The organism is Enterobacter sp. UCD-UG_FMILLET (assembly GCF_000762975.1).
Taxonomy (GTDB): Bacteria; Pseudomonadota; Gammaproteobacteria; order Enterobacterales; family Enterobacteriaceae; genus Enterobacter; species Enterobacter dykesii.
On record NZ_JRJC01000045.1, the window covers coordinates 58,934 to 82,868 of the forward strand.

The following is a 23,935-nucleotide window of genomic DNA, read 5'->3' on the forward strand; positions in this document are numbered from 1 at the left end:
CGATATCTGGTCGGCTTGTCAAAAGGTCACAACTCCAGGGTAAAATGCGCGCTATACGATAATAAGGAACCTTACATGACCATACAGCAGTGGCTGTTTTCATTCAAAGGGCGTATTGGACGCCGTGATTTCTGGATCTGGATGGTGACGTGGGTTGTCGCCATGCTGCTTCTGTTTTTCGTTGCTTACAATGCCTGGCTGAGCACGCAAACGGCGGCCTTCGCGCTGGTCTGCCTGCTATGGCCAACGGCGGCGGTTGTCGTAAAACGGCTGCACGATCGCGGACGTTCCGGTGCGTGGGCATTTCTGATTATTCTGGCGTGGATGCTGGTGGCCGGAAACTGGGCGATGCTGCCGTCCATCCTGCCGTGGGTCGTGGGCAGGCTGCTGCCGTCGGTCATCTTCGTAATGATGATTGTCGATCTGGGCGCGTTTATTGGCACCCAGAGCGAAAACAAATACGGTAAAGACACCGTTGAGGTGAAATACCGCTGATCACCAGTAGTGTTCGGCGGTCATATGGCCCGGTCGACGGCGAAGATGTTTCGTCATCTGCCGGGTATCCTTCAGAAGCTGCTGCGTGTCCCGCACCATCTGCGGGTTGCCACACAGCATGACGTGGCTGGTTTCAGCGTTCAGCGGCAACCCCACCGCGTCTTCCAGGGCTCCACTCTCAATTAGCGCCGGCACGCGGCCGGTAAGCGCTCCTGCTACGGTTTCGCGGCTGACCACCGTCTGAATCTTTAACTTTCCGCCGTACTGCTGTTCCAGCGCCTGCATTTGCGGCAGATAGCTCAGGTCTGCAGCGTAGCGCGCAGCGTGTACCAGCACGATGTTTTTAAAGCGCTCCAGATCTTTGCCGTACTGCAAAATAGAGAGATAAGGGCCAATGGCCGTACCGGTTGCCAGCATCCAGAGTGTGTCACAATCAGGGATCTCTTCGAGCACAAAGAAGCCTGCCGCTTCACTCACAATTTGCACTTCGTCGCCGGGCTTAAGGGCGGCAAGGCGCGGGCTGAGCTTACCGTCGGGAACGGTGACCAGATAGAACTCGAGATCCGGGTTATCAGGCGCGTTAACGTAAGAGTAGGCGCGCTGCACGCGCTCGCCGTCGACATCCAGCCCCAGCTTCGCAAATTGCCCGGCTTTAAACGGGTGAACGGGAGCATGTACGGTGAGACTAAATAGAGCATCGGTCCAGAACTGTACCTTTGTGACTTTACCTGTTACCCAGTCCGCCATGATCTTCTCCTGTGCTGTTTCTCTGTTCTATCTTCCGTACTTGTGGTGACAATTTCCAGCCCGTCAGGGCCGGAAAGCTCTATCGATCAAACGGTTTTACAGAATGTGCGTCTGCACGTCCGGGTCTTTGCGGTCGAGATAGTGGATAGACTGGATGCGGCGAATGGTGCGTGATTTACCGCGGATCAGCAGCGTTTCAGTGGTGGCCATATTGCCCTTGCGGGTGATGCCGTCCAGCAGATCGCCTTTGGTGATGCCGGTCGCCGAGAAGACAACGTTATCGCTACGCGCCATCTCGTCCAGCGCGAGCACTTTATTGGCCTCGATGCCCATCGCTTCGCAGCGCGCCAGCTCGTTTTCCCCAATACGGCGGTTCTCTTCGCTGTCGCCTTTCACCTCATGGCGGGGCAGCAGGCGGGCCTGCATATCGCCATCCAGCGCGCGGATCACTGCCGCAGAGACCACACCTTCCGGCGCGCCGCCGATGCCGTACAGCACGTCTACTTCGCTGTCCGGCATGCAGGTCAGGATCGAGGCGGCAACGTCACCGTCAGGGATGGCAAACACGCGCACGCCGAGCTTTTGCATCTGCGCGATAGTGGCGTCGTGGCGCGGTTTCGCCAGAATGGTGACGGTGAGTTCGCTAAGGGGTTTGCCAAGGGCTTTGGCGATGTTGTGCAGGTTCTCTTCCAGCGACAGGCTAAGGTCGATTGCGCCTTTTGCGCCCGGACCGACAATCAGCTTTTCCATGTACATGTCCGGCGCGTTGAGGAAGCAGCCCTTATCGCCCACGGCCAGCACCGCTAGCGCATTGGCCTGACCCATCGCCGTCATGCGGGTGCCTTCGATCGGGTCGACCGCGATATCCACGGCATCGCCTTTGCCGGTACCGACTTTTTCACCGATATAGAGCATCGGCGCTTCGTCGATCTCGCCTTCGCCGATCACGATGGTGCCGTCAATGTTGACCTGGTTAAGCACAATGCGCATGGCATGGACGGCCGCGCCGTCTGCGGTATTTTTGTCGCCACGACCCAGCCATTTATAGCCTGCGAGGGCGGCCGCTTCGGTGACGCGGGAAAACTCGATAGCAAGTTCACGTTTCATGAGGTACTCGTACAATCAAAAGGAATTGCACGAAGTTTATCACAGAGTGGGGAGGGGGGTTTTAAGTCCCCTCTCCCCTATGGGGAGAGGGTTAGGGTGAGGGGGATTACTCGTCGTGCTCTTCCCACGCCAGGGCGCGTTTCACCGCTTTTTTCCAGCCGCTGTAGCGGAAGTTACGCTCGGTGGTTTCGATGCCCGGGCGGAATTCGCGTTCGATAACCGCTTTTTCCTGCAGCTCGTCCAGGTTCTGCCAGAAGCCTACCGCCAGACCGGCAAGGTACGCCGCGCCCAGCGCCGTGACTTCACGCACTTCAGGGCGCTCAACGCGGGTGCCCAGAATGTCGGACTGGAACTGCATCAGGAAGTTATTCGCTACCGCACCGCCGTCCACGCGCAGGGCGTGCAGACGAATGCCGGAGTCAGCCTGCATCGCTTCCAGCACGTCGCGCGTCTGGTAGGCGATGGATTCGAGAGTAGCGCGAATAATGTGGTTAGAGTTCACACCGCGCGTCAGGCCAAAAATTGCGCCGCGTGCATACGGATCCCAGTACGGTGCGCCCAGACCGGTGAACGCAGGCACCACGTACACGCCGTTGGTGTCTTTCACTTTGGTCGCGAAGTACTCGGAATCGAACGCATCGCTGATGAGCTTCATCTCGTCGCGCAGCCACTGAATGGACGCACCGGCCATGAACACCGCACCTTCCAGCGCATAGTTCACTTCGCCGCGCGGGCCGCAGGCGATGGTGGTCAGCAGGCCGTTTTCTGATTTCACCGCTTTCTCACCGGTGTTCATCAGCATAAAGCAGCCGGTGCCGTAGGTGTTCTTCGCCATCCCTTCCTTGACGCACAGCTGGCCGAACAGCGCCGCCTGCTGGTCACCGGCGATACCGGCGATAGGAATACGGGTGCCGCCCTTACCGCCGATGTTGGTCTGGCCGTACACTTCTGAAGACTTACGCACTTCAGGCAGCATCGCGCGCGGAATGTCCAGCGCGTCCAGCATCTTGTCATCCCACTCCAGGGTGTTGATGTTGAACAGCATGGTACGCGAGGCGTTGGTGTAATCGGTGACGTGAACGCGTCCCTGGGTCATCTTCCAGATAAGCCAGGTATCGACGGTACCGAACAGCAGCTCGCCGCGTTTAGCACGCTCGCGTGAACCTTCTACGTGGTCGAGGATCCATTTCACTTTGGTGCCGGAGAAATACGGGTCAACCACCAGACCGGTGGCGCTGCGCACGTACTCTTCCATACCGTCGCGCTTCAGCTGTTCGCAGATCTCGGATGTACGGCGGCACTGCCAGACGATAGCGTTGTAAATGGGCTTACCGGTTTCGCGCTCCCAGACCACGGTGGTTTCACGCTGGTTGGTGATACCGATGGCGGCAATCTCGTCGGAGCTGATGTCGGCTTTTGCCAGCACTTCGACCAGCGTGGAGCTTTGTGACGCCCAAATCTCCATTGGGTCATGCTCTACCCAGCCTGGACGAGGATAAATTTGCTCAAATTCGCGCTGTGACACGCTGACGATGTTCGCGTCATGATCCATTACGACAGCGCGGGAGCTGGTAGTGCCCTGGTCGAGCGCAACGATATATTTTTTTTCGGTCATGGTATGTGTCCCGTAGTCAGATTACAGCGAAGCTTTTTGTTGTGCGGTAGAAGTCGTTTCCTTCTCCTCTTCCACACAGGTGTCGCACGGTAAGTGGCGACCAATTAATTTGCGATAGCCGAATGCACCCAGCGCCGCCCCTACGATTGGCCCGAACAGCGGAACCAGGAAGTAAGGAATGTCTTTGCCACCGGTGAAGGCGACGTCGCCCCATCCAGCGAAGAAGGCGAAGGTTTTTGGCCCCAGGTCACGCGCCGGGTTCATCGCGAAGCCGGTCAGTGGACCCATTGATGCGCCGATAACCGCAATCAGCAGGCCAATCAGCAGCGGGGCCAGCGGGCCACGCGGAATGCCGTTGCCGTCATCGCCCAGCGCCATAATGACGCCCATCAGAATAGCGGTAATCACCATTTCAACTGCGAACGCCTGCACAAAATTGATATGCGGGTTCGGATAGGTTGAGAAGATGCCAGCCAGATCCAGACTTTCGACGCTGCCGCGCACCATATGATGCGTCTGTTCGAAGTCGATGAAAAGATTGTAATAAAGCCCGTAAACTAACGCCGCTGCGCAAAAGGCGCCGGCAAACTGAGAAATGATGAAAGGAACAACTTTGCGTCCATCGAAGCACGCGAACAGCCACAGCGCGATGGTCACAGCCGGGTTAAGATGTGCACCGGAAACTCCTGCAGTCAGGTAGATGGCCATCGCCACACCCAGACCCCAGATGATACTGATTTCCCACTGACCAAAACTGGCACCCGCCACTTTCAGTGCAGCGACACAGCCCACTCCGAAGAATATCAACAACCCGGTACCAAGGAACTCGGCAATGCACTGGCCTTTTAAGGTTGATGTCTGACTCATAATCGGAATCCTGAAGAGATGAATGTTTATTGTTAGCATGGCCGCCCGTGACAGCCACGATGCCCTGTAGACATAGTGTTAATTTATCGTTAACGAGCAAAAACGAGAAATATCGAAATCAAAATGTGTGGTCTGTGTCAATAAAATGAGCGTTTTCGCGCCATAAAGCACATTTTTGCATCAGTACAGGAATGTGAGCTGAATCATTTCATTAACGAATCAGTTAACAATTTAGGGGTATATGACGCGAACACACCAGGACCAGACCTAAAAGTGTTGCAAACCGCGATCTGCGCGGTGTGTCGCTGGACACAGAGCGCCGCGCTCCATACAATCGACGGTATATGTCGTGCGCGTTTATGTTAAAGCGTCGCCTTGCAATTCAGGAGAGGTAGCATCATGTCTTTAGAAGTGTTTGAGAAACTGGAATCGAAAGTACAGCAGGCGATTGACACCATCACCCTGCTGCAGATGGAAATTGAAGAGCTGAAAGAGAAGAACAACAGCCTGGCGCAGGAAGTTCAGAACGCTCAGCACGGCCGCGAAGAACTGGAGCGCGAAAACAACCAGCTGCGCGAACAGCAGAACGGCTGGCAGGATCGCCTGCAGGCGCTGCTGGGACGTATGGAAGAGGTCTGATCTTCCTAACGGACCGCTAATCCCGAGTGACAAAAAAACCGCCACATTGCTGTTGGCGGTTTTTTTATGGTTCTCGCTGACTTTTTACTACTCGATATCCAGCGGATCTTCGGAAAGGATAATGCCGGTATTATCGGCGTAGAGATGGTCCCCGGAGAAGAAGGTCACGCCGCCGAAATTGACGCGCACGTCGCTTTCTCCGATGCCGTCACCCGCTGCCCCTACCGGTATGGCCGCGATGGCCTGAATCCCGATATCCAGGTCTTCCAGATCGTCCACCTGGCGCACGGAACCGTACACCACAAGGCCTTCCCACTCATTCTGGACGGCAATGCCGGCCAGTTCAGCATCAATTAACGCACGGCGCACGGAACCGCCGCCGTCGACCACAAGAACGCGGCCGCGGCCGTTCTGTTCGAGCAGATCGTACAGCAACCCGTTGTCCTCGAAACATTTCACCGTGACGATTTGACCGCCAAACGACGACCTCCCACCAAAGTTGGAGAACAGCGGTTCAACGACGTTGACATCTTCCTGGTAGATGTCACAAAGCTCGGAGGTATCGTATTTCATAGGTTTAACGCTCAGTTGCTGCGAATGTGTTCAGTATATCGTGCGAAATGCGTTGTTGGCAAAATCATCAATTGTTAATTGATATTTGTCAGCTAACTGAGCGTCTGGCTTAACACAATCCCGATGACGAACAACAGGTTAGTCAGCAACGCGCCTTTTACCGTGCGCTCCAGCATCGGCGGCATGGCGGACGGACTGAGTTCACGCATCACAAAGCGGGCCTGCTTAATGAGCAGCGGCGCGGCAAGCACAAACAGCCAGCCCCACAAGCTCTGCAAGGAGATCAGGTTAAACAGCGCCAGGCAAACCAGCGCGCCAATGACCAGGCAGGCGTGATAGCGGCGCGCATTGACCGGCCCCAGACGAACCGCCAGGGTGTTTTTGCCGTTCTCGCGATCGCTATCGATGTCGCGCAGGTTATTGATGTTGAGCACCGCCGTCGCCAGCAGACCGCAGGCGGTCGCGGGCAGGAACAGGGCAGGGATCACCGTATGCGCCTGCAGGTACCAGCTTCCCATCACGCTCAGCCAGCCGAAGAACACCAGTACGGAGATATCTCCGAGTCCAATATAACCGTAAGGACGCGTGCCGACGGTGTAGGTGATGGCCGCGATAATGGCCAGTAAACCCAGCACCAGGAAGCCAATAAAATCGCCGGTGGTCTTAGATGCCACCGTCACCAGCCCCAGGCCGGATACGCAGATCAGCGCCACGGTGATAATCAGCGCGCGTTTCATCTGCGCCTGGGTAATCACCCCTTTCTGCATTCCGCGCAGCGGCCCTATGCGGTCCGGCTTGTCGCTGCCTTTTACCGCGTCACCGTAGTCGTTGGCGAGATTGGAGAGGATTTGCAGCAGGCCGGCGGTAATCAATGCCAGCGCGGCAACCAGCGGGTCAAAATACCCCTGCCACCAGGCAAGGGCGGTGCCGACGATAATTGCGGCAAAGGCCAGAGGAAGTGTTTTAGGGCGCAGACTTTCGAGCCACGCCTGAGTACGGCTGATGTCAGTCATAAGTATTTAGCCAATAAAAATGGGGGCATTAGCCCCCATTAAACGTGATGAGAATCCAGTAACCGCGATTATAGGATAAAACGGCTCAGATCTTCATCTGCCACTAACGCATCCAGATGTTTACTCACATATTCTGCGTCAATGGTAACGGTTTGACCGTTCAGGTCGCTCGCGTCGTAAGAGATATCTTCGACCAGGCGTTCCAGCACGGTATGCAGACGACGCGCACCAATGTTTTCGGTGGTTTCGTTCACCTGCCATGCAGCCTGAGCAATACGTTTGATACCGTCTTCGGTGAACTCGAGGTTCACGCCTTCGGTCGCCATCAGCGCTTTGTACTGTACGGTAGCAGAGGCGTTAGGCTCGGTCAGGATACGTTCGAAATCTTCGGTCGTCAGCGCCTGCAGCTCAACGCGAATCGGCAGACGCCCCTGCAGTTCCGGGATCAGATCCGACGGGCTGGCAACCTGGAATGCGCCTGACGCGATAAACAGGATGTGGTCCGTTTTCACCATGCCGTGCTTGGTGGAGACGGTGCAGCCTTCGACCAGCGGCAGCAGGTCGCGCTGAACGCCTTCGCGGGACACGTCCGGGCCGGAGCTGTTGCCGCCACGCTTACAAATTTTGTCGATTTCGTCGATAAACACGATACCGTGCTGCTCAACCGCGTCGATAGCGTCCTGCTTCAGCTCTTCCGGGTTTACCAGCTTCGCCGCTTCTTCTTCAATCAGCAGCTTCATCGCGTCTTTGATTTTCAGCTTACGCGTTTTTTGCTTCTGGCCGCCCAGGTTCTGGAACATGGACTGCAACTGGCTGGTCATCTCTTCCATGCCCGGAGGCGCCATGATTTCCACACCCATTGGCGCGGCAGCGAGATCGATCTCAATCTCTTTGTCGTCCAACTGGCCTTCACGCAGTTTCTTGCGGAACGCCTGACGCGCCGCAGAAGGTTCCGCCTGCTGCTCTGCCTGGCCCCAGTTGTTCTTTGCCGGTGGGATCAGCACGTCGAGAATACGCTCTTCCGCCATCTCTTCCGCACGATAGCGGTTTTTCTCGATCGCCTGGACGCGCACCATTTTGATCGCCGAGTCGGTCAGATCGCGGATGATGGAGTCCACTTCTTTACCCACATAGCCCACTTCGGTGAACTTGGTGGCTTCAACTTTGATGAACGGCGCGTTAGCCAGCTTCGCCAGACGACGGGCGATTTCGGTTTTACCGACGCCGGTCGGGCCGATCATCAGAATGTTTTTCGGCGTCACTTCGTGGCGCAGCTCTTCGTCAAGCTGCATACGACGCCAGCGGTTACGCAGAGCGATAGCCACGGAACGCTTGGCGTTATCCTGGCCGATAATGTGTTTGTTCAGTTCGCTGACAATTTCGCGTGGAGTCATTTCAGACATGGGAGATCCTTACGCTTTGGAGGTCAATTCTTCGATGGTGTGGTTGTGGTTGGTATAAATGCAGATATCACCTGCAATATCCAACGCCTTCACCGCGATATCACGCGCGTTCATGTCGGTATTTTCCAACAGCGCGCGGGCTGCAGCCTGGGCATAAGGGCCGCCAGAGCCAATGGCAATCAGGTCATTTTCCGGCTGAATCACGTCACCGTTACCGGTGATGATCAGCGAGGCGGTTTCATCGGCTACCGCCAGCAGCGCTTCGAGCTTGCGCAGCATGCGGTCGGTACGCCAGTCTTTCGCCAGCTCAACGGCAGCTTTCACCAGATGACCCTGGTGCATTTCCAGTTTGCGTTCAAACAGTTCAAACAGCGTGAAGGCGTCCGCCGTGCCGCCTGCAAAACCGGCGATAACTTTGTCGTTGTAGAGACGGCGCACTTTCTTCACGTTGCCTTTCATGACGGTATTACCCAGCGTGGCCTGGCCATCACCGGCGATTACCACATGGCCGTTACGGCGTACACTTACTATTGTTGTCACGAGCAGACCCCCTGGTTACAGAATCGGGAAACAGAAGCCCTGAGCCTGTGCTCAGGGCTGAATTAAATGATAGATGGGGGGGATTTTGGGGGTTTCAACCCCCGGAGGCGAGTCGAATGCAGTTTGTGTGGCCAGCGATTTTCAACCGCGAAATAGTGCCGTCGGCGTTTTCTTTGCCTTTTACCGGACCAATCACCACGCGATTCCAGCCGTTATTGGTAGTAATACGCGAATCAAACCCTTCAAAGGCCAGCTGCGCGCGTACCGTTTCCGCCTGCTCTGCGCCTTTGAACGAACCGCACTGCACCATCCAGCGGCGCTCGTCTTTTTTCTCCGCCGTCTGTTTCGGCGCTTCAGTCTCTTTGGTCACCGGCGCGGCCTGCTGCGTTTTCGGCTGCTGCGCGGTGGTATGCGCTGGCGTCTGGAGCAGATCCTGATACGGCTGAGCGGCCTGTTTCTGCGGCTGCGTTTTCGGCTGCTGCTGGACAGGCTGAGACTGCGCCGTACGCGTCTGCTGCTGGTATGGCTGTTCCGTTACCCGCGGCTGTGCTTTCGGCTGCTGCACCGGCTGGGTTTGCGCCCACTGCTGCTGTTGCTGCTGCTGGATCTGCTGTTGCGCCTGACGTCGCTGCAGCGTTTGCTGGCGCTGTGCCGGCGTCTGCTCATTCCACGGCACTTCGTTCAGCTGCGTAGGCTGCTGGCGCATATCGGCCTGCATTTGGGCCAGCAGCTGACGCTGTTCATCCGTCAGCTGATTCGCATTCTGTACTTCACCACCCGCAGAAGGTTCGGTTGGCGCACGCACCCCGGGCTGGCGGCTTTCCAGCTCTTTGATATAGCGCCAGCGCTCTTCAGGCTTCGGAGGAAGGCCATTTCCGGCAACTTTACTGGCCTGAAGCGCCTCGGACTCTTCTTTTTTATGGTGCGTGATAAAGTACAGGCCACCAATAAAGGCGACGACTACAGCCGCAGCAATAGCGACCATTGCTGGCGAGACAGCAGGCAGGTTACGTTGCTTTTTCCTTGAGCTACTCTTTTTGCGTCGCGAAGGTGCCGGCTGGCCGCGACGTACATAATCTCGTTGTGCCACTATCGTTTCGCTGTATTTATTCGTTCGTCAGTCCGCCATGTTACTTAAGCGGCGGGGCTTTGACCAGATAAGGGTATCCGAAAGACGTTTACTTTAAGTCAATGCCTGGGTAGTGCCGCGGACAATCAGTTCGCAGTCCAGCAATCGCGAGCCGCTGCTAACTGTTTGACCGTGAAGCTGATCCAGCAGAAGAAGCATCGCTTCGCGGCCGATCTGATAGCGCGGCTGAGCGACCGTTGAGAGCGGCGGATCGCAAAATTCCGAAAGCGAAATATTATCGAATCCGATGATGGATAAATCTTTCGGTATCCGCAGGCCGCGGCGTTTGGCGTACGACAATGCGCCCAGCGCCATCACGTCGCTGTGACAAAATACGGCGGTTGGCGGCTCAGGCAGATCCAGAAGTTTCTCAAGCGCTTGTCCACCCGCGGCGAAGGTAAAGTCACCGCGCGCAATGTAGTGAGGATCGACGGTGACGCCGGTACGGCGCAGCGCCTGAACGTAGCCCTGTAAGCGATAGTGACACAGCGGCATCTCTTCCGGCCCGGCAATACAGCCAATGCGCTTATGCCCCAGCTCCTGGAGATAGTTTACGGCGTTGAACGCGGCGGTGAGGTTATCAATATGGACGGTCGGCAGCTCCAGCTCTGGCGCAAACTCGTTGGCCATCACCATCGGCGGTAAATTACGCTGCTCTTCAATGCTGGCATCAAACGGCAGGCGAGAGCCAAGCAGCAGCATGCCGTCGATCTGCTTGGTGATAATGAGATCGATGAAGGTCTTTTCCTGCTGGTTCTGATGAGCACAGTCGCCAATCAGCACCAGGTAACCCTGTTCCGCGGCGGTGACTTCAATACCGCGGATAATCTCGCTGAAGAAAGGGTCACAGATGTCCGGCACAATTACCAGAATGGTGCGCGACTCGTTGCGTTTGACGTTACGCCCCATCGCCTGCGGGAAATAGCCCACTTCAAGCGCAGCCTGCTCCACTCGGTTACGGGTCGCCTGGGAGACTTTATCCGGGTTCATTAATGCGCGGGACACGGTTGCCGTTGAGACTTGTGCTTTCTCGGCAACGTCTTTCATGGTCGCTGTGGCAACCTCTTTCCTGGACTTCAACGTCTTCTCCTCGACTGAACACCGAACTTCTGACATCACCATTTTTACAGATAGTTAATGGAATCGGTTACAGAATTTTCATAAAAAGTGTGAGGAGCGTTAAATTTTTCGATCCAGCTTCAGCCTTCGATGGGATCGACGTCCAGTACCCACTTCACTTTTCGCGCTTCCGGTAGCGTGTTGATGAGCGCCAGCGTGCCGCTGACGATATGCTGCAGGCGAACACGTGAGGGGTGCTGAAGTAAGATTTGCCAGCGGAAACGTCCGCCGCGCTTTGGTGCGAGTGCCGGCACCGGGCCCAGGATCCACAGCTGATTATCCACCAGCGGGCTGGCCTGCAGGAGGTTTCTCAGCTGCTGCAGGAAAAGCGGCGCCTGCTGGTTGTTATGGTCTTCCGCGCGGATAATGACGTGGCTGGTCCACGGCGGCAGCTGCATGGTCTGTCGCTCGGCCAGCGCCTGCTCGGCAAAAGCGTCATAGCCTTTATGCAGCAGGGTTTGCAGCAGCGGGTGCTCAGGATGGTGCGTTTGCAACACCACTTCGCCCTGTTTACCGGCGCGACCAGCACGTCCTGCCACCTGAGTATAAAGCTGGGCGAAGCGCTCGGCTGAGCGGAAATCTGCCGAGAACAGCGCGCCGTCCACGTCCAGCAGGGCGACCAGCGTCACGTCCGGGAAGTGATGGCCTTTAGCCAGCATCTGGGTGCCAATCAGGATGCGCGCGCCGCCGCGATGCACTTCCGCCAGCTGCTGTTCCAGCGCCCCTTTACGGCTGGTGGTGTCCCTGTCGATACGCGAAATAGGCACGTCCGGGAAGAAAGGACCAAGCGCCTGTTCCAGCTGTTCCGTTCCCAGACCGACCGGCACAATATGGGTTGAACCACACGACGGGCACTGGCGCGGCACCGGGCGCTGGCTGTCGCAGTGGTGGCAGCGCAAATGCCGCTGGGCCTGGTGGAAGGTATAGTAGTGGTCACAGCGCGGGCACTCGGCAATCCAGCCGCAGTCGTGGCACAGCAGCGCGGGGGCGAATCCGCGGCGGTTCAGAAACAGAATGACCTGATTCCCCGCCTGCAGGTGCTGGCGCATGCGGGTAATGAGTGCAGGCGCAAGCCCGGCCTGGACCTGCTGGCCTTTCAGATCCAGCACGTGCTGAATGGCCGGACGGGCATTCCCCGCCCGACGCGTCAGGCGCAGCATGTGGTATTTGCGCTGGCGCACGTTGTGCAGCGTTTCGAGCGCAGGCGTGGCGGAGCCGAGAATAATGGGTATTTGCTCGCTATGCGCGCGATAAACCGCCAGATCGCGGGCGTGGTAGCGCCAGCCTTCCTGCTGCTTATAGGAGCTGTCGTGCTCTTCGTCGATCACGATAACGCCAAGATTTTTAAACGGCGTAAACAGCGACGAGCGGGTGCCGATCACAATCGCCGCTTCGCCGTTTTTCGCTTTCAGCCAGGCGCTGAGGCGTTCGCTGTCGTTCAGGCCGGAGTGCAGCACCTCAACCGGCGCGTTAAAGCGCTCGCGGAATCGGGCGATGGTTTGCGGCGTCAGGCCAATTTCCGGCACCATCACCAGCGCCTGTTTGCCCTGAGCGAGCACGTTTTCCAGCACGCTCAGGTAGACCTCCGTTTTACCGGAACCCGTCACCCCTGCCAGCAGCCAGGCAGAGAAATGATCGGAGGCGCTATGAATCGCGCCCACGGCGGTGGCCTGCTCGGTATTCAGACGCAGGCGATCCCCTGAAACGGAGAAACTCTCGCGCCAGTCGTAAAGGGCAGGTGCTTCGCTTGCCAGTTCGCTCAGCCCTTTCTTTCTTAAGGCCTGTAGCGCCGTTTCGCTGACCTCAAGCTCGTCGACCTGATGCCGCCAGATTTTCCCCTGACGCAGCGCCGCCAGCGCCTGCTGCTGTTTCTGCGATCGCTTCAGGCTGTTGATGTCCACCGCCTGGCCCTGCTCGGTGGCAAACCAGTACCACATCGGCGCATGGCTGGCGCTTTTGCCCTGGCGCAGCATGATCGGCAGGGCATGGAACAGGACGTCGCCAATGGGGTGATGATAATAATCCGCCGCCCACAGCAGCAGTCGCCAGGTGCTGGCAGAGTAAACGGGCTCGCTGTCCAGCACCTCAACGACTGACTTCAGCTCATTAAGCGGCAGCTCGCTTTTATCGCTGACGGAGACAACGATCCCCACGCGCTGCTGTTTGCCAAACGGCACGGTCACGCGGCAGCCCGCTTTGGCGCTCATGCTGTCGGGCAGCAGGTAGTCAAAGGTGCGGGGAAGCGGAACGGGCAGGGCAACGTGAGCGACGGGCATCGAATCTTCCTGACTTGAAAAGTGGCGCGTTAGTATACACATTAGTAAAAGCGGCGTGCGGATCAGTTTGCATACGTTGGTCAAATTCTGTATGATTCGCCGCCTTTGGTGTACTTTACGCCAAAGAACTTACAATCAACATCGCGTGGTGTCTGGCGTTAGGGCTGGAAGAGCGACGCGGCCTTAACTGAGGTTCTCCCATGAAAAAAGATATTCACCCGAAATACGAAATGATTACTGCAAACTGTTCTTGCGGTAACTCTATCCAGATCCGCTCTACCGTGGGTCACGATCTGAACCTGGACGTGTGCGGCAAATGCCACCCGTTCTACACTGGTAAGCAGCGTGACGTTGCAACCGGTGGCCGTGTTGACCGCTTCAACAAGCGTTTCAGCATCCCGGGCGCTAAATAAGCATCCAGGAAAAACCGCCTTCGGGCGGTTTTTTTTGTGCCTGTAATATCCCTTCTGAATAAATCACATCTTAACATTTATATCTAAAATAATTAATTACGTATCATTGTATTAAATATATTTGTCTGGTTTATTCTTTAACGGATAGTGAACTGCATCTCTCATTTCTTTAATTCTTTGCCATCCTTTTGACGGGGGTGTCAAAAATTAAAAGGTTTCTCTCGTTTCGTAAACTTACACTGCGCCCGTCATACATTCTTATTTGCCATGACGACACAGTGGCTTTCAGGGTGCGTTTACTTCGAGGGAAATATTATGAAATTGAAGCAACTCTTATTTGTGCTTCCGTTAATATCGTGCGCGGCGCAGGCGGGATATGTGGATTACCGACACGAGTATTACGACGATGGGCGTAACTATGACCGTGTGTACATGTCGCACCGCTTTGGCACCGGCTTTGGCGTAGCGGTTGAGGCGGTATCGCGCTCCGATAACAAGCAGTCTAACGACGCGCTTAATAATATGGAAAGTAACAGCAACGAATATACCGCAAGCTATCAATTTACCTGGCAAGGTTTTATCTGGCAGCCGGGCATCGCCGTTGAAATGGGTGATGACATGGCCATCTATAAGCCTTATCTGCGCGTGCAGTATAATATTAATGGCAGCTGGTGGACGGCGTTTCGTTATCGTACGGAATACACCCGCCGTAATGCTGATGGTAAAGATGACCGTATGGTTTATCGTCCGGAAATGTGGCTGGGTTATAATATTGATGGCTGGATGTTCGAGTTAAACGGCATTTATAAATTCGCCGACAATGAAGACCTGTATAACAATAAAAAAGAAGATTACGAATATAACTTCCGCGTGGCGTATAACATCGACTCGTGGATCCCATTTGTGGAAGTGGGCAACGTCTCTTCCGGCTATAACACCGCCACCAGCGACGACCGCCAGACGCGTCTGCGCGTGGGTTTAGGCTACAACTTCTAAGAAACCATCCCGCTGAGTAATCTCAGCGGGATCGCACCGCAGTTAGTATTCCCACGTCTCCGGGTCAATGCCCAGTTCACGCATGATGACTTTCGCCTCTTCCGGGATTTCATCACTACGCTCTTTGCGCAGATCTTCATCGTTCGGCAACGGTTGACCGGTAAACGCATGCAGAAACGCTTCGCACAGCAGTTCGCTGTTGGTCGCGTGGCGCAGGTTGTTCACCTGACGACGCGTACGTTCATCGGTGAGGATCTTCAACACCTTCAGAGGAATGGAAACCGTAATTTTCTTTACTTGCTCACTCTTCTTACCGTGCTCAGCGTATGGGCTGATATATTCGCCGCTCCATTCAGCCATGAGATACCTTTAATCCTCTCAGTCATTTATTTAAAGGTGCAAAACCTGTAACCACCCGTTTTGAACCGCAATCTTGTCTAGTTTACCGTAGAGACGATACCGTGGCACGGATATTGCCGCTGCAGCGTGCACTAAAGCATATAATTTTAACGGCTATTTGCGCTTTGCTCAATCTATACGCAAAGAAGTTTAGATGTCCAGATGTATTGACGTCCATACTTTCAATGTTTACTCTGGTGCCTGACTTTTCACCTCATTCGCCAGGAAGCCCTCACCATGACGCGTAAACAGGCCACTATTGCAGTGCGTAGCGGATTAAATGATGACGAGCAGTACGGCTGCGTTGTCCCGCCGATTCATCTTTCCAGTACCTACAATTTCACCGGATTTAATGAACCCCGCGCGCATGATTATTCGCGTCGTGGCAATCCTACGCGAGACGTGACCCAGCGCGCGCTGGCCGAGCTGGAAGGTGGCGCGGGTGCAGTATTAACCAATACGGGGATGTCCGCCATTCACCTGGTGACCACGGTGTTCCTGAAACCGGGCGATCTGCTGGTTGCGCCGCACGACTGCTACGGCGGCAGCTATCGCCTGTTTGACAGCCTGGCGAAACGCGGCTGCTATCGCGTGCTGTTTGTCGATCAAAACGATGAACAGGCGCTGAAACAGGCCCTGGCAGAGCAGCCGAAGCTGGTTCTGGTGGAAAGTCCAAGCAATCCGTTGTTGCGCGTTGTCGATATTGCGAAAATTTGTCAGCTCGCAAGGGATGCGGGAGCGATAAGTGTAGTGGATAATACGTTCCTCAGTCCGGCCCTTCAGAACCCACTCGCACTGGGTGCCGATCTGGTATTGCATTCATGCACTAAATATCTGAACGGCCATTCTGATGTGGTGGCGGGCGTGGTGATTGCCAAAGATCCCGACGTTGTCACCGAACTGGCATGGTGGGCCAATAATATTGGCGTCACCGCGGGTGCCTTCGACAGCTATCTGCTGTTGCGCGGCATTCGCACGCTGTCGCCGCGCATGGAAGTGGCGCAGCGCAATGCCCAGGCGATTGTGGATTTCCTGAAAACCCAGCCGCTGGTGAAGAAGCTCTATCACCCGTCGCTGCCGGAAAACCAGGGGCACGAGATTGCCGCACGCCAGCAGAAGGGATTTGGCGCGATGTTAAGTTTTGAACTGGACGGTGACGAGCAAACGCTGCGTCGCTTCCTGAGCGGGCTGTCATTGTTTACGCTGGCGGAATCCTTAGGTGGGGTTGAAAGCTTGATCTCCCACGCCGCGACCATGACGCACGCAGGTATGGCACCGGAAGCACGTGCCGCCGCCGGAATTTCTGAGACGCTGCTACGTATCTCAACCGGCATTGAAGATTCTGAAGATTTAATTGCCGATCTGGAAAATGCCTTCCGGATCGCAGCCAAGGGGTAATCATGAGTGTGATAGCGCAGGCAGGGGCGAAGGGTCGTCAACTGCACAAGTTTGGTGGTAGTAGTCTTGCTGATGTGAAATGTTACCTGCGCGTTGCAGGCATCATGACGGAATATTCACAGCCGGGTGACATGATGGTTGTCTCGGCGGCGGGCAGCACCACCAACCAGTTGATTAGCTGGCTGAAGCTGAGCCAGACCGATCGCCTTTCTGCGCATCAGGTGCAACAGTCCTTACGCCGTTACCAGAGCGAGCTGATTGCCGGCCTGCTGCCTGCGGACGTGGCGGACGGGTTGATCGGCGCCTTTACGCATGACCTTGAGCGTCTGGCTGCCCTGCTGGACAGCGGAATTACCGACGCGGTGTATGCCGAAGTGGTGGGCCACGGTGAAGTGTGGTCCGCGCGCCTGATGGCCGCCGTGCTGCAACACCTGGGCGTGGAAGCGGCCTGGCTCGACGCGCGTGATTTCCTGCGCGCCGAACGCGCCGCGCAGCCGCAGGTGGATGAAGGGTTGTCCTACCCGCTGCTGCAACAGCTGCTCGTGCAGCACCCGGGCAAACGTATTGTCGTCACCGGCTTTATCAGCCGCAGCAACGCGGGTGAAACCGTGCTTCTGGGCCGTAACGGTTCGGACTACTCGGCAACGCAGATTGGTGCCCTGGCGGGCGTGTCCCGCGTCACCATCTGGAGCGACGTAGCCGGTGTGTACAGCGCTGACCCGCGCAAAGTAAAAGATGCCTGCCTGCTGCCGCTGCTGCGTCTCGACGAAGCCAGCGAGCTGGCGCGTCTGGCTGCGCCGGTGCTGCACGCCCGTACGCTGCAGCCGGTTTCCGGCAGCGATATCGACCTCCAGCTGCGCTGCAGTTACACCCCGGATCAAGGCTCCACGCGCATTGAGCGCGTGCTGGCGTCCGGTACCGGGGCGCGTATTGTCACCAGCCACGACGACATCTGCCTGATTGAGTTCCAGGTGCCTGCGGGCCAGGACTTCAAGCTGGCGCATAAAGAGATCGACACGATCCTGAAACGCGCCCAGGTGCGTCCGCTGGCCGTTGGCGTGCATAACGATCGCCAGCTGCTGCAGTTCTGCTATACCGCTGAAGTGGCGGACAGCGCGCTGAAAATTCTGGATGAAGCGGGCCTGCCGGGCGAGCTTCGCCTGCGTCAGGGGCTCGCGCTGGTGGCGATGGTGGGCGCGGGCGTCACCCGTAACCCGCTGCACTGCCACCGCTTCTGGCAGCAGCTGAAAGGCCAGCCGGTGGAGTTCACCTGGCAGTCGGAAGAGGGCATCAGCCTGGTCGCCGTCCTGCGCAAAGGGCCAACCGAGAGCCTGATTCAGGGCCTGCACACCTCCCTGTTCCGCGCGGAAAAGCGCATCGGCCTGGTGCTATTCGGGAAAGGCAACATCGGTTCCCGCTGGCTGGAGCTGTTCGCCCGCGAACAGGTGACGCTCTCGGCGCGTACCGGATTTGAATTCATTCTTGCGGGCGTGGTGGACAGCCGCCGCAGCCTCCTGAACTACGAAGGGCTGGATGCCAGCCGCGCGCTTGCGTTCTTTAATGATGAAGCGGTTGAGCAGGATGAAGAGTCGCTGTTCCTGTGGATGCGTGCGCACCCGTATGACGATCTGGTGGTGCTGGACGTCACCGCCAGCGAACAGCTTGCCGATCAGTACCTGGATTTCGCCAGCCACGGTTTCCACGTCATCAGCGCCAATAAGCTGGCTGGGGCAAGCAGCACCGATAAATACCGCCAGATCCACGACGCGTTTGAAAAAACAGGGCGCCACTGGCTCTATAACGCTACCGTTGGGGCTGGCCTGCCGGTTAACCACACCGTGCGTGACCTGATTGAAAGCGGCGACAGCATTCTGGCGCTGAGCGGTATCTTCTCCGGCACGCTCTCCTGGCTGTTCCTGCAGTTTGACGGCACCGTCCCGTTCACCGACCTGGTGGATCAGGCGTGGCAGCAGGGCTTAACCGAGCCCGATCCGCGCGTTGACCTTTCCGGCAAAGACGTGATGCGTAAGCTGGTGATCCTGGCGCGTGAAGCCGGTTATGACATCGAACCGGATGCCGTACGCGTCGAATCGCTGGTGCCTGCCGGCTGTGAAGAAGGTTCTGTGGACCATTTCTTTGAAAATGGTGAAGAGTTGAACGAGCAGATGGTACAGCGTCTGGAGGCGGCGAACGAGATGGGGCTGGTGCTGCGCTATGTTGCGCGTTTCGAGGCCAACGGGAAAGCGCGAGTCGGCGTCGAGGCGGTGCGTCCTGAACATCCGCTGGCGGCGCTGCTGCCGTGCGATAACGTCTTCGCCATCGAAAGCCGCTGGTATCGCGATAACCCGCTGGTGATCCGCGGTCCTGGTGCGGGGCGCGACGTCACCGCTGGAGCCATTCAGTCCGACATCAACCGTCTGGCTAAGCTGCTGTAACTCCTCACCCTGGCCCTCTCCCCGCACGGTGGGAGAGGGCATCTGTCAGGACAGATTAAACCAACCGGTTTTTCGCATCCGCTATCGCCTGCGCCACCTGCTTAGGCGACACGCCGCCTTTCGCGGCACGTTTATCCAGGCAAGACTGCAGCGCAAGGATCGGATACACATCATCCCCGATAACCGCGCTGAACTTCTGCAGGTCGGCCAGCGCCAGATCTTCCAGCGGTTTACCCTGACGAATGGCTTCCACCACCGCTTCACCCACAATATGGTGCGCCTCACGGAACGGTACGCCTTTCGCCACCAGATAATCCGCCAGTTCGGTAGAGTTCGCATAGCCCTGCTGCGCCGCTTCCTGACAGCGCGGACGTTTCACCTGAATGCCGTCCAGCACCAGCGCGCCCATGTGCAAACAGTCCAGCCAGGTGTCGAGCGCGTCGAACAGCCCTTCCTTGTCTTCCTGCATGTCTTTGTTGTACGCCAGCGGCAGCCCTTTCAGTGTCATCATCATGCCGGTCAGCGCGCCCTGCACGCGGCCACATTTGCCGCGGATCAGCTCCAGCGCGTCCGGGTTTTTCTTCTGCGGCATCAGGGATGAACCTGAGGTCACGCGGTCGGACAGCTCGACGAAGCCCGCTTCGCCAGAGTTAAAGAAAATCAGGTCTTCAGCAAAGCGCGACAGGTGCACCATGCCGATAGAGGCATTCGAGAGCAGCTCCAGCACGTGGTCGCGGTCGGACACGCTGTCCAGGCTGTTACGGGTGGCGGAGGCAAAGCCCAGCCAGCCTGCCAGCTGTTCGCGGTCGATTTCATACGCCGTGCCGGCCAGCGCGCCGCTGCCCAGCGGGCTGACGTCCAGACGTTTCAGGGTATCCTGCAGACGGCTTTCGTCACGCGCCAGCATCTCAACGTAGGCCAGACACCAGTGCGCGAAGGTCACCGGCTGCGCGCGCTGCAGGTGGGTATAACCCGGCATCACCGCATCCTGGTTGTTCTGCGCGGTTTCCACCAGCGCGCTCTGCAGCTGACGGTTAGCCGCCAGCAGTTCGCCAACGGTATCTTTACACCACAGCTTCAGGTCGGTGGCGACCTGGTCGTTACGGCTGCGCCCGGTATGCAGCTTTTTACCCAGCTGACCGACTTTGTCGATCAGTTTGCCTTCCACCCAGCTGTGAATATCTTCAGCATCGCTTTCGAGGATCTGCTGCGGGTTAAGACGCACCTCTTCCAGCAGATTGTTCAGCGCTTCTTCCAGCCGTAATTGTTCGTCTGCGGTCAGTACGCCCGCCGTCACCAGCGCTTTGGACCAGGCCACAGAGCCGACAATATCCTGTTCGGCCAGGCGGTAGTCGAAGCGCAAAGAGTCGTTGAACTGTTTGAACCGCTGATCCGCTGCCTGTGTAAAACGCCCACCCCAAAGTGCCATAACATGCTTCCTTAAATATCTTTGAATTTCATTGCCCGGTAGCGCTGCGCTTATCGGGCCTACAAAACATTAAATCGATTACGCCAGAATACGCGTGCCAATCGGCGTGCCGTTAAACAGCGCCGGCAGTTGTTCCGCGTGACGCCATGAGGCGATATCCACTGGGCGGCCCAGCGTGCGTGCGGCATCCAGCGCGGCGTTCACTTTGACGATCATGCCGTCGGTGATAATGCCCTGCGCAATCAGCTGCTCCGCTTTCTCAGCCGTCATTTCCGCGATGCGCTGGCCTTTGCCGTCCAGAATGCCGCTCACGTCGGAAAGCAGGATCAGATCCGCGCCCAGCGTTGCCGCCAGTGCCGTCGCCGCCTGGTCAGCGTTGACGTTCATCAGCTCGCCCTCTTCGGTCACGCCGATGGAGCTCACCACCGGCAGGAAACCTCCTTCCAGCAGCGTGTTAATCAGCTTAGGCGAACCTGGCTGCGCCAGTCCAACGTGGCCGAGCTCTTCGTCGAGCTGGGTCACTTTTACGCTGTCGCCATCACCCAGATAGAGGCCAACGGACGCGATGTGGTGTTTCTTCGCCCACGCCAGCAGCGTTTTGTTCGCCGTACCCGCCAGCGCGCCGGTAATGATGTCAATCTGATCGGCCGGCGTGACGCGCAGGCCGTTCTTCTTTTTCACCGGCAGGTTGAGCCCTTTCATCAGCTCGTCCACCACGCAGCCGCCACCGTGCACAATCACCAGCGGACGCTGGTGTGATTCACGATAGTTCACCAGCGCGGTAAACAGACGCTCCAGCGCTTCTTCGCTGTCCAGCAGTACACCACCGAGTTTGATAATTAATGGGTTCATCATCACACCTTAAATAAGAGCCTGCGTTTCCGGGAAACCGAAACGAATATTTGCACACTGCATTGCCTGTGCGGCAGCGCCTTTGAGTAAGTTATCTTCTGCGGCCACCACAATCAGGTGCTCGCCCTGCACGGCAAAGCCGATGTCGCAGAACGGCAGGCCGACCACGTTTTTCAGCGCCGGCACGCCTTTATCGTACAGGCGCACCAGCGGTTTATCCGCATACGCCTGCGTGAAGGCCTCGCTCACCTGCTCGTTGGTTACGCCAGGCTTCAGGCGGCAGGTAATGGTTTCGAGGATCCCGCGCGGGAAGCTGCCCAGGTGCGGGGTGAAAATGACGTCCGCGCCCAGATGCGTCGTGATTTCAGGGTGATGACGGTGATTAAACACGCCATACGGCTGAAGGCTCACTTCGCAGAAGCTGTTGGAAATAGCGGCCTTGCGTCCTGCACCGCTCACGCCGCTGGTGGCGTTGATCACCGGCCACTGGCTCAGATCCAGCAGGCCTGCGTCGATCAGCGGCTTCAGGGAAAGCTGCGCCGCCGTCGGGTAGCAGCCCGGCACGGCAATAAGGTCCGCTTCTTTTAGTTTGTCTGCGCTCCACTCCGCCAGGCCGTACACCGCTTTTTCAAGCAGATCCGAATGCTGATGGGTGAAACCATAATATTTTTCGTAGAACGCGCCGTCGTTCACGCGGAACGCGCCGGAAAGGTCGAAGACCACGCAGCCGGCCGCCAGGAACTGCGGCGCCAGGTCGTGGCTGACCTCGTGCGCGGTGGCTAAAAACACCACGTCGACGCCGTCGGTAAACTCGCTGATGTCAGACATGGGCTGCAGCGGCAGATCGACCAGGCCCTTAAGCTGCGGATGCAGATCGGAAATTAACTTTCCTGCATCATTGCTTTGCGCTGACACGGTCAAAGCGGTTATGGTCATATGTGGATGGCGATTCACGTAGCTTACAAGCTCTGCGCCCGCATAACCGCTAGCGCCTACAATCAGCGTATTCAACATCGGGTTCCTTTATGCTCAACGTTAGTGTATTTTTATTCACATTTATTGCATGAATATTGATACTATCACGACCTAAGGTGTGTCAACAATGAAAATGAACTTACCGCCATTTATCGAGATCTACCGCGCCCTGATTGCCACACCGTCCATCAGCGCAACGGAAGAAGCGCTGGATCAGAGCAATGAGTCTTTAATCAATCTGCTGGCGGGTTGGTTTAGCGATCTTGGGTTTAACGTTGAGGTTCAGCCCGTTCCCGGAACCCGCCACAAATTTAACCTGCTCGCCAGCACCGGAACCGGTGCGGGCGGCCTGCTGCTGGCCGGTCATACCGATACGGTGCCGTTTGACGACGGCCGCTGGACGCGCGATCCGTTCACCCTGACCGAGCACGACAACAAGCTCTATGGCCTGGGCACCGCCGACATGAAAGGCTTCTTCGCCTTTATCCTCGACGCGCTGCGTGACGTGGACGTGACGAAGCTGAAAAAACCGCTCTACATTCTGGCGACCGCCGATGAAGAAACCAGCATGGCGGGCGCGCGCTACTTCTCTGAAAACACATCGATTCGCCCGGACTGCGCGATCATCGGCGAGCCGACGTCTCTGCAGCCGATCCGCGCGCACAAAGGCCATATCTCTACCGCCGTGCGCGTGCTGGGCCAGTCCGGCCACTCCAGCGACCCGGCGCGCGGCGTGAACGCCATTGAGCTGATGCATGACGCCATCGGCCGCATCATGGCCCTGCGCGACGATCTGAAAGAGCGCTACCACTACGACGCGTTCACCGTGCCGTATCCGACCCTGAACCTCGGCAGCCTGCACGGCGGCGATGCCTCGAACCGCATCTGCGCCTGCTGCGAACTGCATATGGACATCCGCCCGCTGCCGGGCATGACCCTCAGCGATCTCGACGGCCTGCTGAATGAAGCGCTGGCCCCGGTGAGCGAGCGCTGGCCGGGCCGCCTGACGGTCTCCGAACTGCATCCGCCGATCCCGGGTTACGAATGTCCGCCGGATCATCAGCTGGTTGAAGTGGTGGAAAAGCTGCTCGGTGAGAAAACCGACGTGGTGAACTACTGCACCGAAGCGCCGTTTATTCAGACGCTTTGCCCTACGCTGGTCCTGGGCCCCGGCTCCATCAACCAGGCCCACCAGCCGGATGAATATCTGGAGACCCGCTTCATCAAGCCAACTCGCGAATTGATTACCCAGGTTGTGCATCACTTCTGCTGGCATTAAAACCGCCCCGTGCATCCCCCCAGGGGGAGAAAACTGCCCGATGCGGTTTTTTCCCCTTTACCCAAAGGGGGGTCGGTCCTGGGGAAGGGGATGTCTCCCCCATCATGAACTTTCTTCATCTTTCCTGAGCAAACCTCACCGTTATTGTTGATTATTTATATTGACGTCCCTCCGCTTTTCCGTCATTTTTACATCTGGACGTCTAAACGTATAGAAGTTCACAACACAACAGATAA

The 23,935-nt window shown here is 57.1% G+C and carries 22 protein-coding genes; 7 read left to right on the plus strand and 15 right to left on the minus strand.

Translation table 11 applies throughout. The features are described 5' to 3' along the window. The first annotated feature begins 75 nt into the window (after window positions 1-75). Complete coding sequence (locus LA04_RS20940; protein WP_023293600.1) at window positions 76-495, plus strand: DUF805 domain-containing protein; 420 nt, start codon at window positions 76-78, stop codon at window positions 493-495. On the opposite strand, the gene fpr is transcribed toward LA04_RS20940, so the two are convergent. The 4 genes from fpr to LA04_RS20960 all read right to left on the minus strand — a co-directional run bounded on the left by fpr (window position 496) and on the right by LA04_RS20960 (window position 4,831). Continuing rightward, complete coding sequence (gene fpr, locus LA04_RS20945) at window positions 496-1,242, minus strand: ferredoxin--NADP(+) reductase (RefSeq protein WP_029739198.1); 747 nt, start codon at window positions 1,240-1,242, stop codon at window positions 496-498. Between the two features lie 96 nt (window positions 1,243-1,338). Then, window positions 1,339-2,349 (minus strand): class II fructose-bisphosphatase, encoded by a 1,011-nt coding sequence (gene glpX, locus LA04_RS20950; RefSeq protein WP_047653017.1) that lies wholly within the window; start codon window positions 2,347-2,349, stop codon window positions 1,339-1,341. Between the two features lie 106 nt (window positions 2,350-2,455). Next, entirely contained in the window at window positions 2,456-3,964 is a 1,509-nt protein-coding gene (gene glpK / locus LA04_RS20955; protein ID WP_023333857.1) for a glycerol kinase GlpK, read from the minus strand. Window positions 3,965-3,985: 21 nt separating this feature from the next. Beyond that, window positions 3,986-4,831, minus strand: a complete 846-nt coding sequence (locus LA04_RS20960; RefSeq protein ID WP_010436934.1) for an MIP/aquaporin family protein — start codon at window positions 4,829-4,831, stop codon at window positions 3,986-3,988. 399 nt (window positions 4,832-5,230) lie between these two features. Here LA04_RS20960 and zapB point away from each other — a divergent pair, with 399 nt between their 5' ends. Continuing rightward, window positions 5,231-5,470 carry a septal ring assembly protein ZapB gene (gene zapB / locus LA04_RS20965; RefSeq protein ID WP_010436935.1) on the plus strand — a complete coding sequence of 80 codons (240 nt, stop codon included), beginning with the start codon at window positions 5,231-5,233 and terminating at the stop codon, window positions 5,468-5,470. An 87-nt stretch (window positions 5,471-5,557) separates the two neighbouring features. Here zapB and rraA read toward each other — a convergent pair whose 3' ends face one another. The 7 genes from rraA to priA all read right to left on the minus strand — a co-directional run bounded on the left by rraA (window position 5,558) and on the right by priA (window position 13,523). Further along, a complete protein-coding gene (gene rraA / locus LA04_RS20970; RefSeq protein WP_023309687.1) occupies window positions 5,558-6,043 on the minus strand; it encodes a ribonuclease E activity regulator RraA in 486 nt (161 codons plus the stop codon). Between the two features lie 92 nt (window positions 6,044-6,135). Continuing rightward, window positions 6,136-7,056 carry a 1,4-dihydroxy-2-naphthoate polyprenyltransferase gene (menA, locus tag LA04_RS20975; RefSeq protein ID WP_047653019.1) on the minus strand — a complete coding sequence of 307 codons (921 nt, stop codon included), beginning with the start codon at window positions 7,054-7,056 and terminating at the stop codon, window positions 6,136-6,138. Between the two features lie 68 nt (window positions 7,057-7,124). After that, complete coding sequence (gene hslU / locus LA04_RS20980; protein ID WP_008501803.1) at window positions 7,125-8,459, minus strand: HslU--HslV peptidase ATPase subunit; 1,335 nt, start codon at window positions 8,457-8,459, stop codon at window positions 7,125-7,127. A gap of 9 nt (window positions 8,460-8,468) precedes the next feature. Next, window positions 8,469-8,999: an ATP-dependent protease subunit HslV gene (gene hslV / locus LA04_RS20985; RefSeq protein WP_008501802.1), complete on the minus strand. Its 531-nt coding sequence runs from the start codon at window positions 8,997-8,999 to the stop codon at window positions 8,469-8,471. Between the two features lie 94 nt (window positions 9,000-9,093). Continuing rightward, window positions 9,094-10,089 (minus strand): cell division protein FtsN, encoded by a 996-nt coding sequence (ftsN, locus tag LA04_RS20990; protein ID WP_039264217.1) that lies wholly within the window; start codon window positions 10,087-10,089, stop codon window positions 9,094-9,096. A 93-nt stretch (window positions 10,090-10,182) separates the two neighbouring features. Further along, a complete protein-coding gene (gene cytR / locus LA04_RS20995; RefSeq protein WP_047653020.1) occupies window positions 10,183-11,208 on the minus strand; it encodes a DNA-binding transcriptional regulator CytR in 1,026 nt (341 codons plus the stop codon). A 119-nt stretch (window positions 11,209-11,327) separates the two neighbouring features. Further along, window positions 11,328-13,523 (minus strand): primosomal protein N', encoded by a 2,196-nt coding sequence (gene priA, locus LA04_RS21000; protein ID WP_047653021.1) that lies wholly within the window; start codon window positions 13,521-13,523, stop codon window positions 11,328-11,330. 200 nt (window positions 13,524-13,723) lie between these two features. Between priA and rpmE the strand changes: the two genes are divergently transcribed. Both rpmE and LA04_RS21010 read left to right on the plus strand, forming a co-directional pair. Further along, window positions 13,724-13,936 (plus strand): 50S ribosomal protein L31, encoded by a 213-nt coding sequence (gene rpmE, locus LA04_RS21005; RefSeq protein WP_003862040.1) that lies wholly within the window; start codon window positions 13,724-13,726, stop codon window positions 13,934-13,936. 315 nt (window positions 13,937-14,251) lie between these two features. Then, window positions 14,252-14,932 (plus strand): oligogalacturonate-specific porin KdgM family protein, encoded by a 681-nt coding sequence (locus LA04_RS21010; RefSeq protein ID WP_047653023.1) that lies wholly within the window; start codon window positions 14,252-14,254, stop codon window positions 14,930-14,932. 42 nt (window positions 14,933-14,974) lie between these two features. Here the strand turns inward: LA04_RS21010 and metJ are convergent, their stop codons facing one another. Further along, window positions 14,975-15,292 carry a met regulon transcriptional regulator MetJ gene (gene metJ, locus LA04_RS21015; RefSeq protein WP_015966498.1) on the minus strand — a complete coding sequence of 106 codons (318 nt, stop codon included), beginning with the start codon at window positions 15,290-15,292 and terminating at the stop codon, window positions 14,975-14,977. 276 nt (window positions 15,293-15,568) lie between these two features. Between metJ and metB the strand changes: the two genes are divergently transcribed. Then, window positions 15,569-16,729, plus strand: a complete 1,161-nt coding sequence (gene metB, locus LA04_RS21020; RefSeq protein ID WP_047653026.1) for a cystathionine gamma-synthase — start codon at window positions 15,569-15,571, stop codon at window positions 16,727-16,729. Between the two features lie 2 nt (window positions 16,730-16,731). Beyond that, window positions 16,732-19,164, plus strand: a complete 2,433-nt coding sequence (locus LA04_RS21025) for a bifunctional aspartate kinase/homoserine dehydrogenase II (RefSeq protein ID WP_047653027.1) — start codon at window positions 16,732-16,734, stop codon at window positions 19,162-19,164. A gap of 55 nt (window positions 19,165-19,219) precedes the next feature. On the opposite strand, the gene argH is transcribed toward LA04_RS21025, so the two are convergent. The 3 genes from argH to argC form a co-directional block, all read right to left on the minus strand. Next, entirely contained in the window at window positions 19,220-20,593 is a 1,374-nt protein-coding gene (gene argH / locus LA04_RS21030) for an argininosuccinate lyase (RefSeq protein ID WP_047653029.1), read from the minus strand. Window positions 20,594-20,671: 78 nt separating this feature from the next. Then, window positions 20,672-21,448: an acetylglutamate kinase gene (argB, locus tag LA04_RS21035; protein WP_090420882.1), complete on the minus strand. Its 777-nt coding sequence runs from the start codon at window positions 21,446-21,448 to the stop codon at window positions 20,672-20,674. A gap of 6 nt (window positions 21,449-21,454) precedes the next feature. Then, window positions 21,455-22,459 (minus strand): N-acetyl-gamma-glutamyl-phosphate reductase, encoded by a 1,005-nt coding sequence (argC, locus tag LA04_RS21040; RefSeq protein WP_047653030.1) that lies wholly within the window; start codon window positions 22,457-22,459, stop codon window positions 21,455-21,457. Window positions 22,460-22,547: 88 nt separating this feature from the next. Between argC and argE the strand changes: the two genes are divergently transcribed. Then, window positions 22,548-23,699: an acetylornithine deacetylase gene (gene argE / locus LA04_RS21045; RefSeq protein ID WP_047653031.1), complete on the plus strand. Its 1,152-nt coding sequence runs from the start codon at window positions 22,548-22,550 to the stop codon at window positions 23,697-23,699. Window positions 23,700-23,935 lie beyond the last annotated feature (236 nt).

Excerpts from the sequence above, each read along its gene's own strand:
- rpmE (WP_003862040.1), top strand. The coding sequence starts at position 13,724 with ATGAAAAAAGATATTCACCCGAAATACGAAATGATTACTGCAAACTGT.
- argB (WP_090420882.1), bottom strand. The coding sequence starts at position 21,448 with ATGATGAACCCATTAATTATCAAACTCGGTGGTGTACTGCTGGACAGC.
- metJ (WP_015966498.1), bottom strand. The coding sequence starts at position 15,292 with ATGGCTGAATGGAGCGGCGAATATATCAGCCCATACGCTGAGCACGGT.
- glpK (WP_023333857.1), bottom strand. The coding sequence starts at position 3,964 with ATGACCGAAAAAAAATATATCGTTGCGCTCGACCAGGGCACTACCAGC.
- argC (WP_047653030.1), bottom strand. The coding sequence starts at position 22,459 with ATGTTGAATACGCTGATTGTAGGCGCTAGCGGTTATGCGGGCGCAGAG.
- LA04_RS20940 (WP_023293600.1), top strand. The coding sequence starts at position 76 with ATGACCATACAGCAGTGGCTGTTTTCATTCAAAGGGCGTATTGGACGC.
- hslU (WP_008501803.1), bottom strand. The coding sequence starts at position 8,459 with ATGTCTGAAATGACTCCACGCGAAATTGTCAGCGAACTGAACAAACAC.
- priA (WP_047653021.1), bottom strand. The coding sequence starts at position 13,523 with ATGCCCGTCGCTCACGTTGCCCTGCCCGTTCCGCTTCCCCGCACCTTT.
- argH (WP_047653029.1), bottom strand. The coding sequence starts at position 20,593 with ATGGCACTTTGGGGTGGGCGTTTTACACAGGCAGCGGATCAGCGGTTC.
- LA04_RS21025 (WP_047653027.1), top strand. The coding sequence starts at position 16,732 with ATGAGTGTGATAGCGCAGGCAGGGGCGAAGGGTCGTCAACTGCACAAG.
- metB (WP_047653026.1), top strand. The coding sequence starts at position 15,569 with ATGACGCGTAAACAGGCCACTATTGCAGTGCGTAGCGGATTAAATGAT.
- LA04_RS20960 (WP_010436934.1), bottom strand. The coding sequence starts at position 4,831 with ATGAGTCAGACATCAACCTTAAAAGGCCAGTGCATTGCCGAGTTCCTT.
- zapB (WP_010436935.1), top strand. The coding sequence starts at position 5,231 with ATGTCTTTAGAAGTGTTTGAGAAACTGGAATCGAAAGTACAGCAGGCG.
- fpr (WP_029739198.1), bottom strand. The coding sequence starts at position 1,242 with ATGGCGGACTGGGTAACAGGTAAAGTCACAAAGGTACAGTTCTGGACC.
- argE (WP_047653031.1), top strand. The coding sequence starts at position 22,548 with ATGAAAATGAACTTACCGCCATTTATCGAGATCTACCGCGCCCTGATT.
- LA04_RS21010 (WP_047653023.1), top strand. The coding sequence starts at position 14,252 with ATGAAATTGAAGCAACTCTTATTTGTGCTTCCGTTAATATCGTGCGCG.
- menA (WP_047653019.1), bottom strand. The coding sequence starts at position 7,056 with ATGACTGACATCAGCCGTACTCAGGCGTGGCTCGAAAGTCTGCGCCCT.
- glpX (WP_047653017.1), bottom strand. The coding sequence starts at position 2,349 with ATGAAACGTGAACTTGCTATCGAGTTTTCCCGCGTCACCGAAGCGGCC.
- rraA (WP_023309687.1), bottom strand. The coding sequence starts at position 6,043 with ATGAAATACGATACCTCCGAGCTTTGTGACATCTACCAGGAAGATGTC.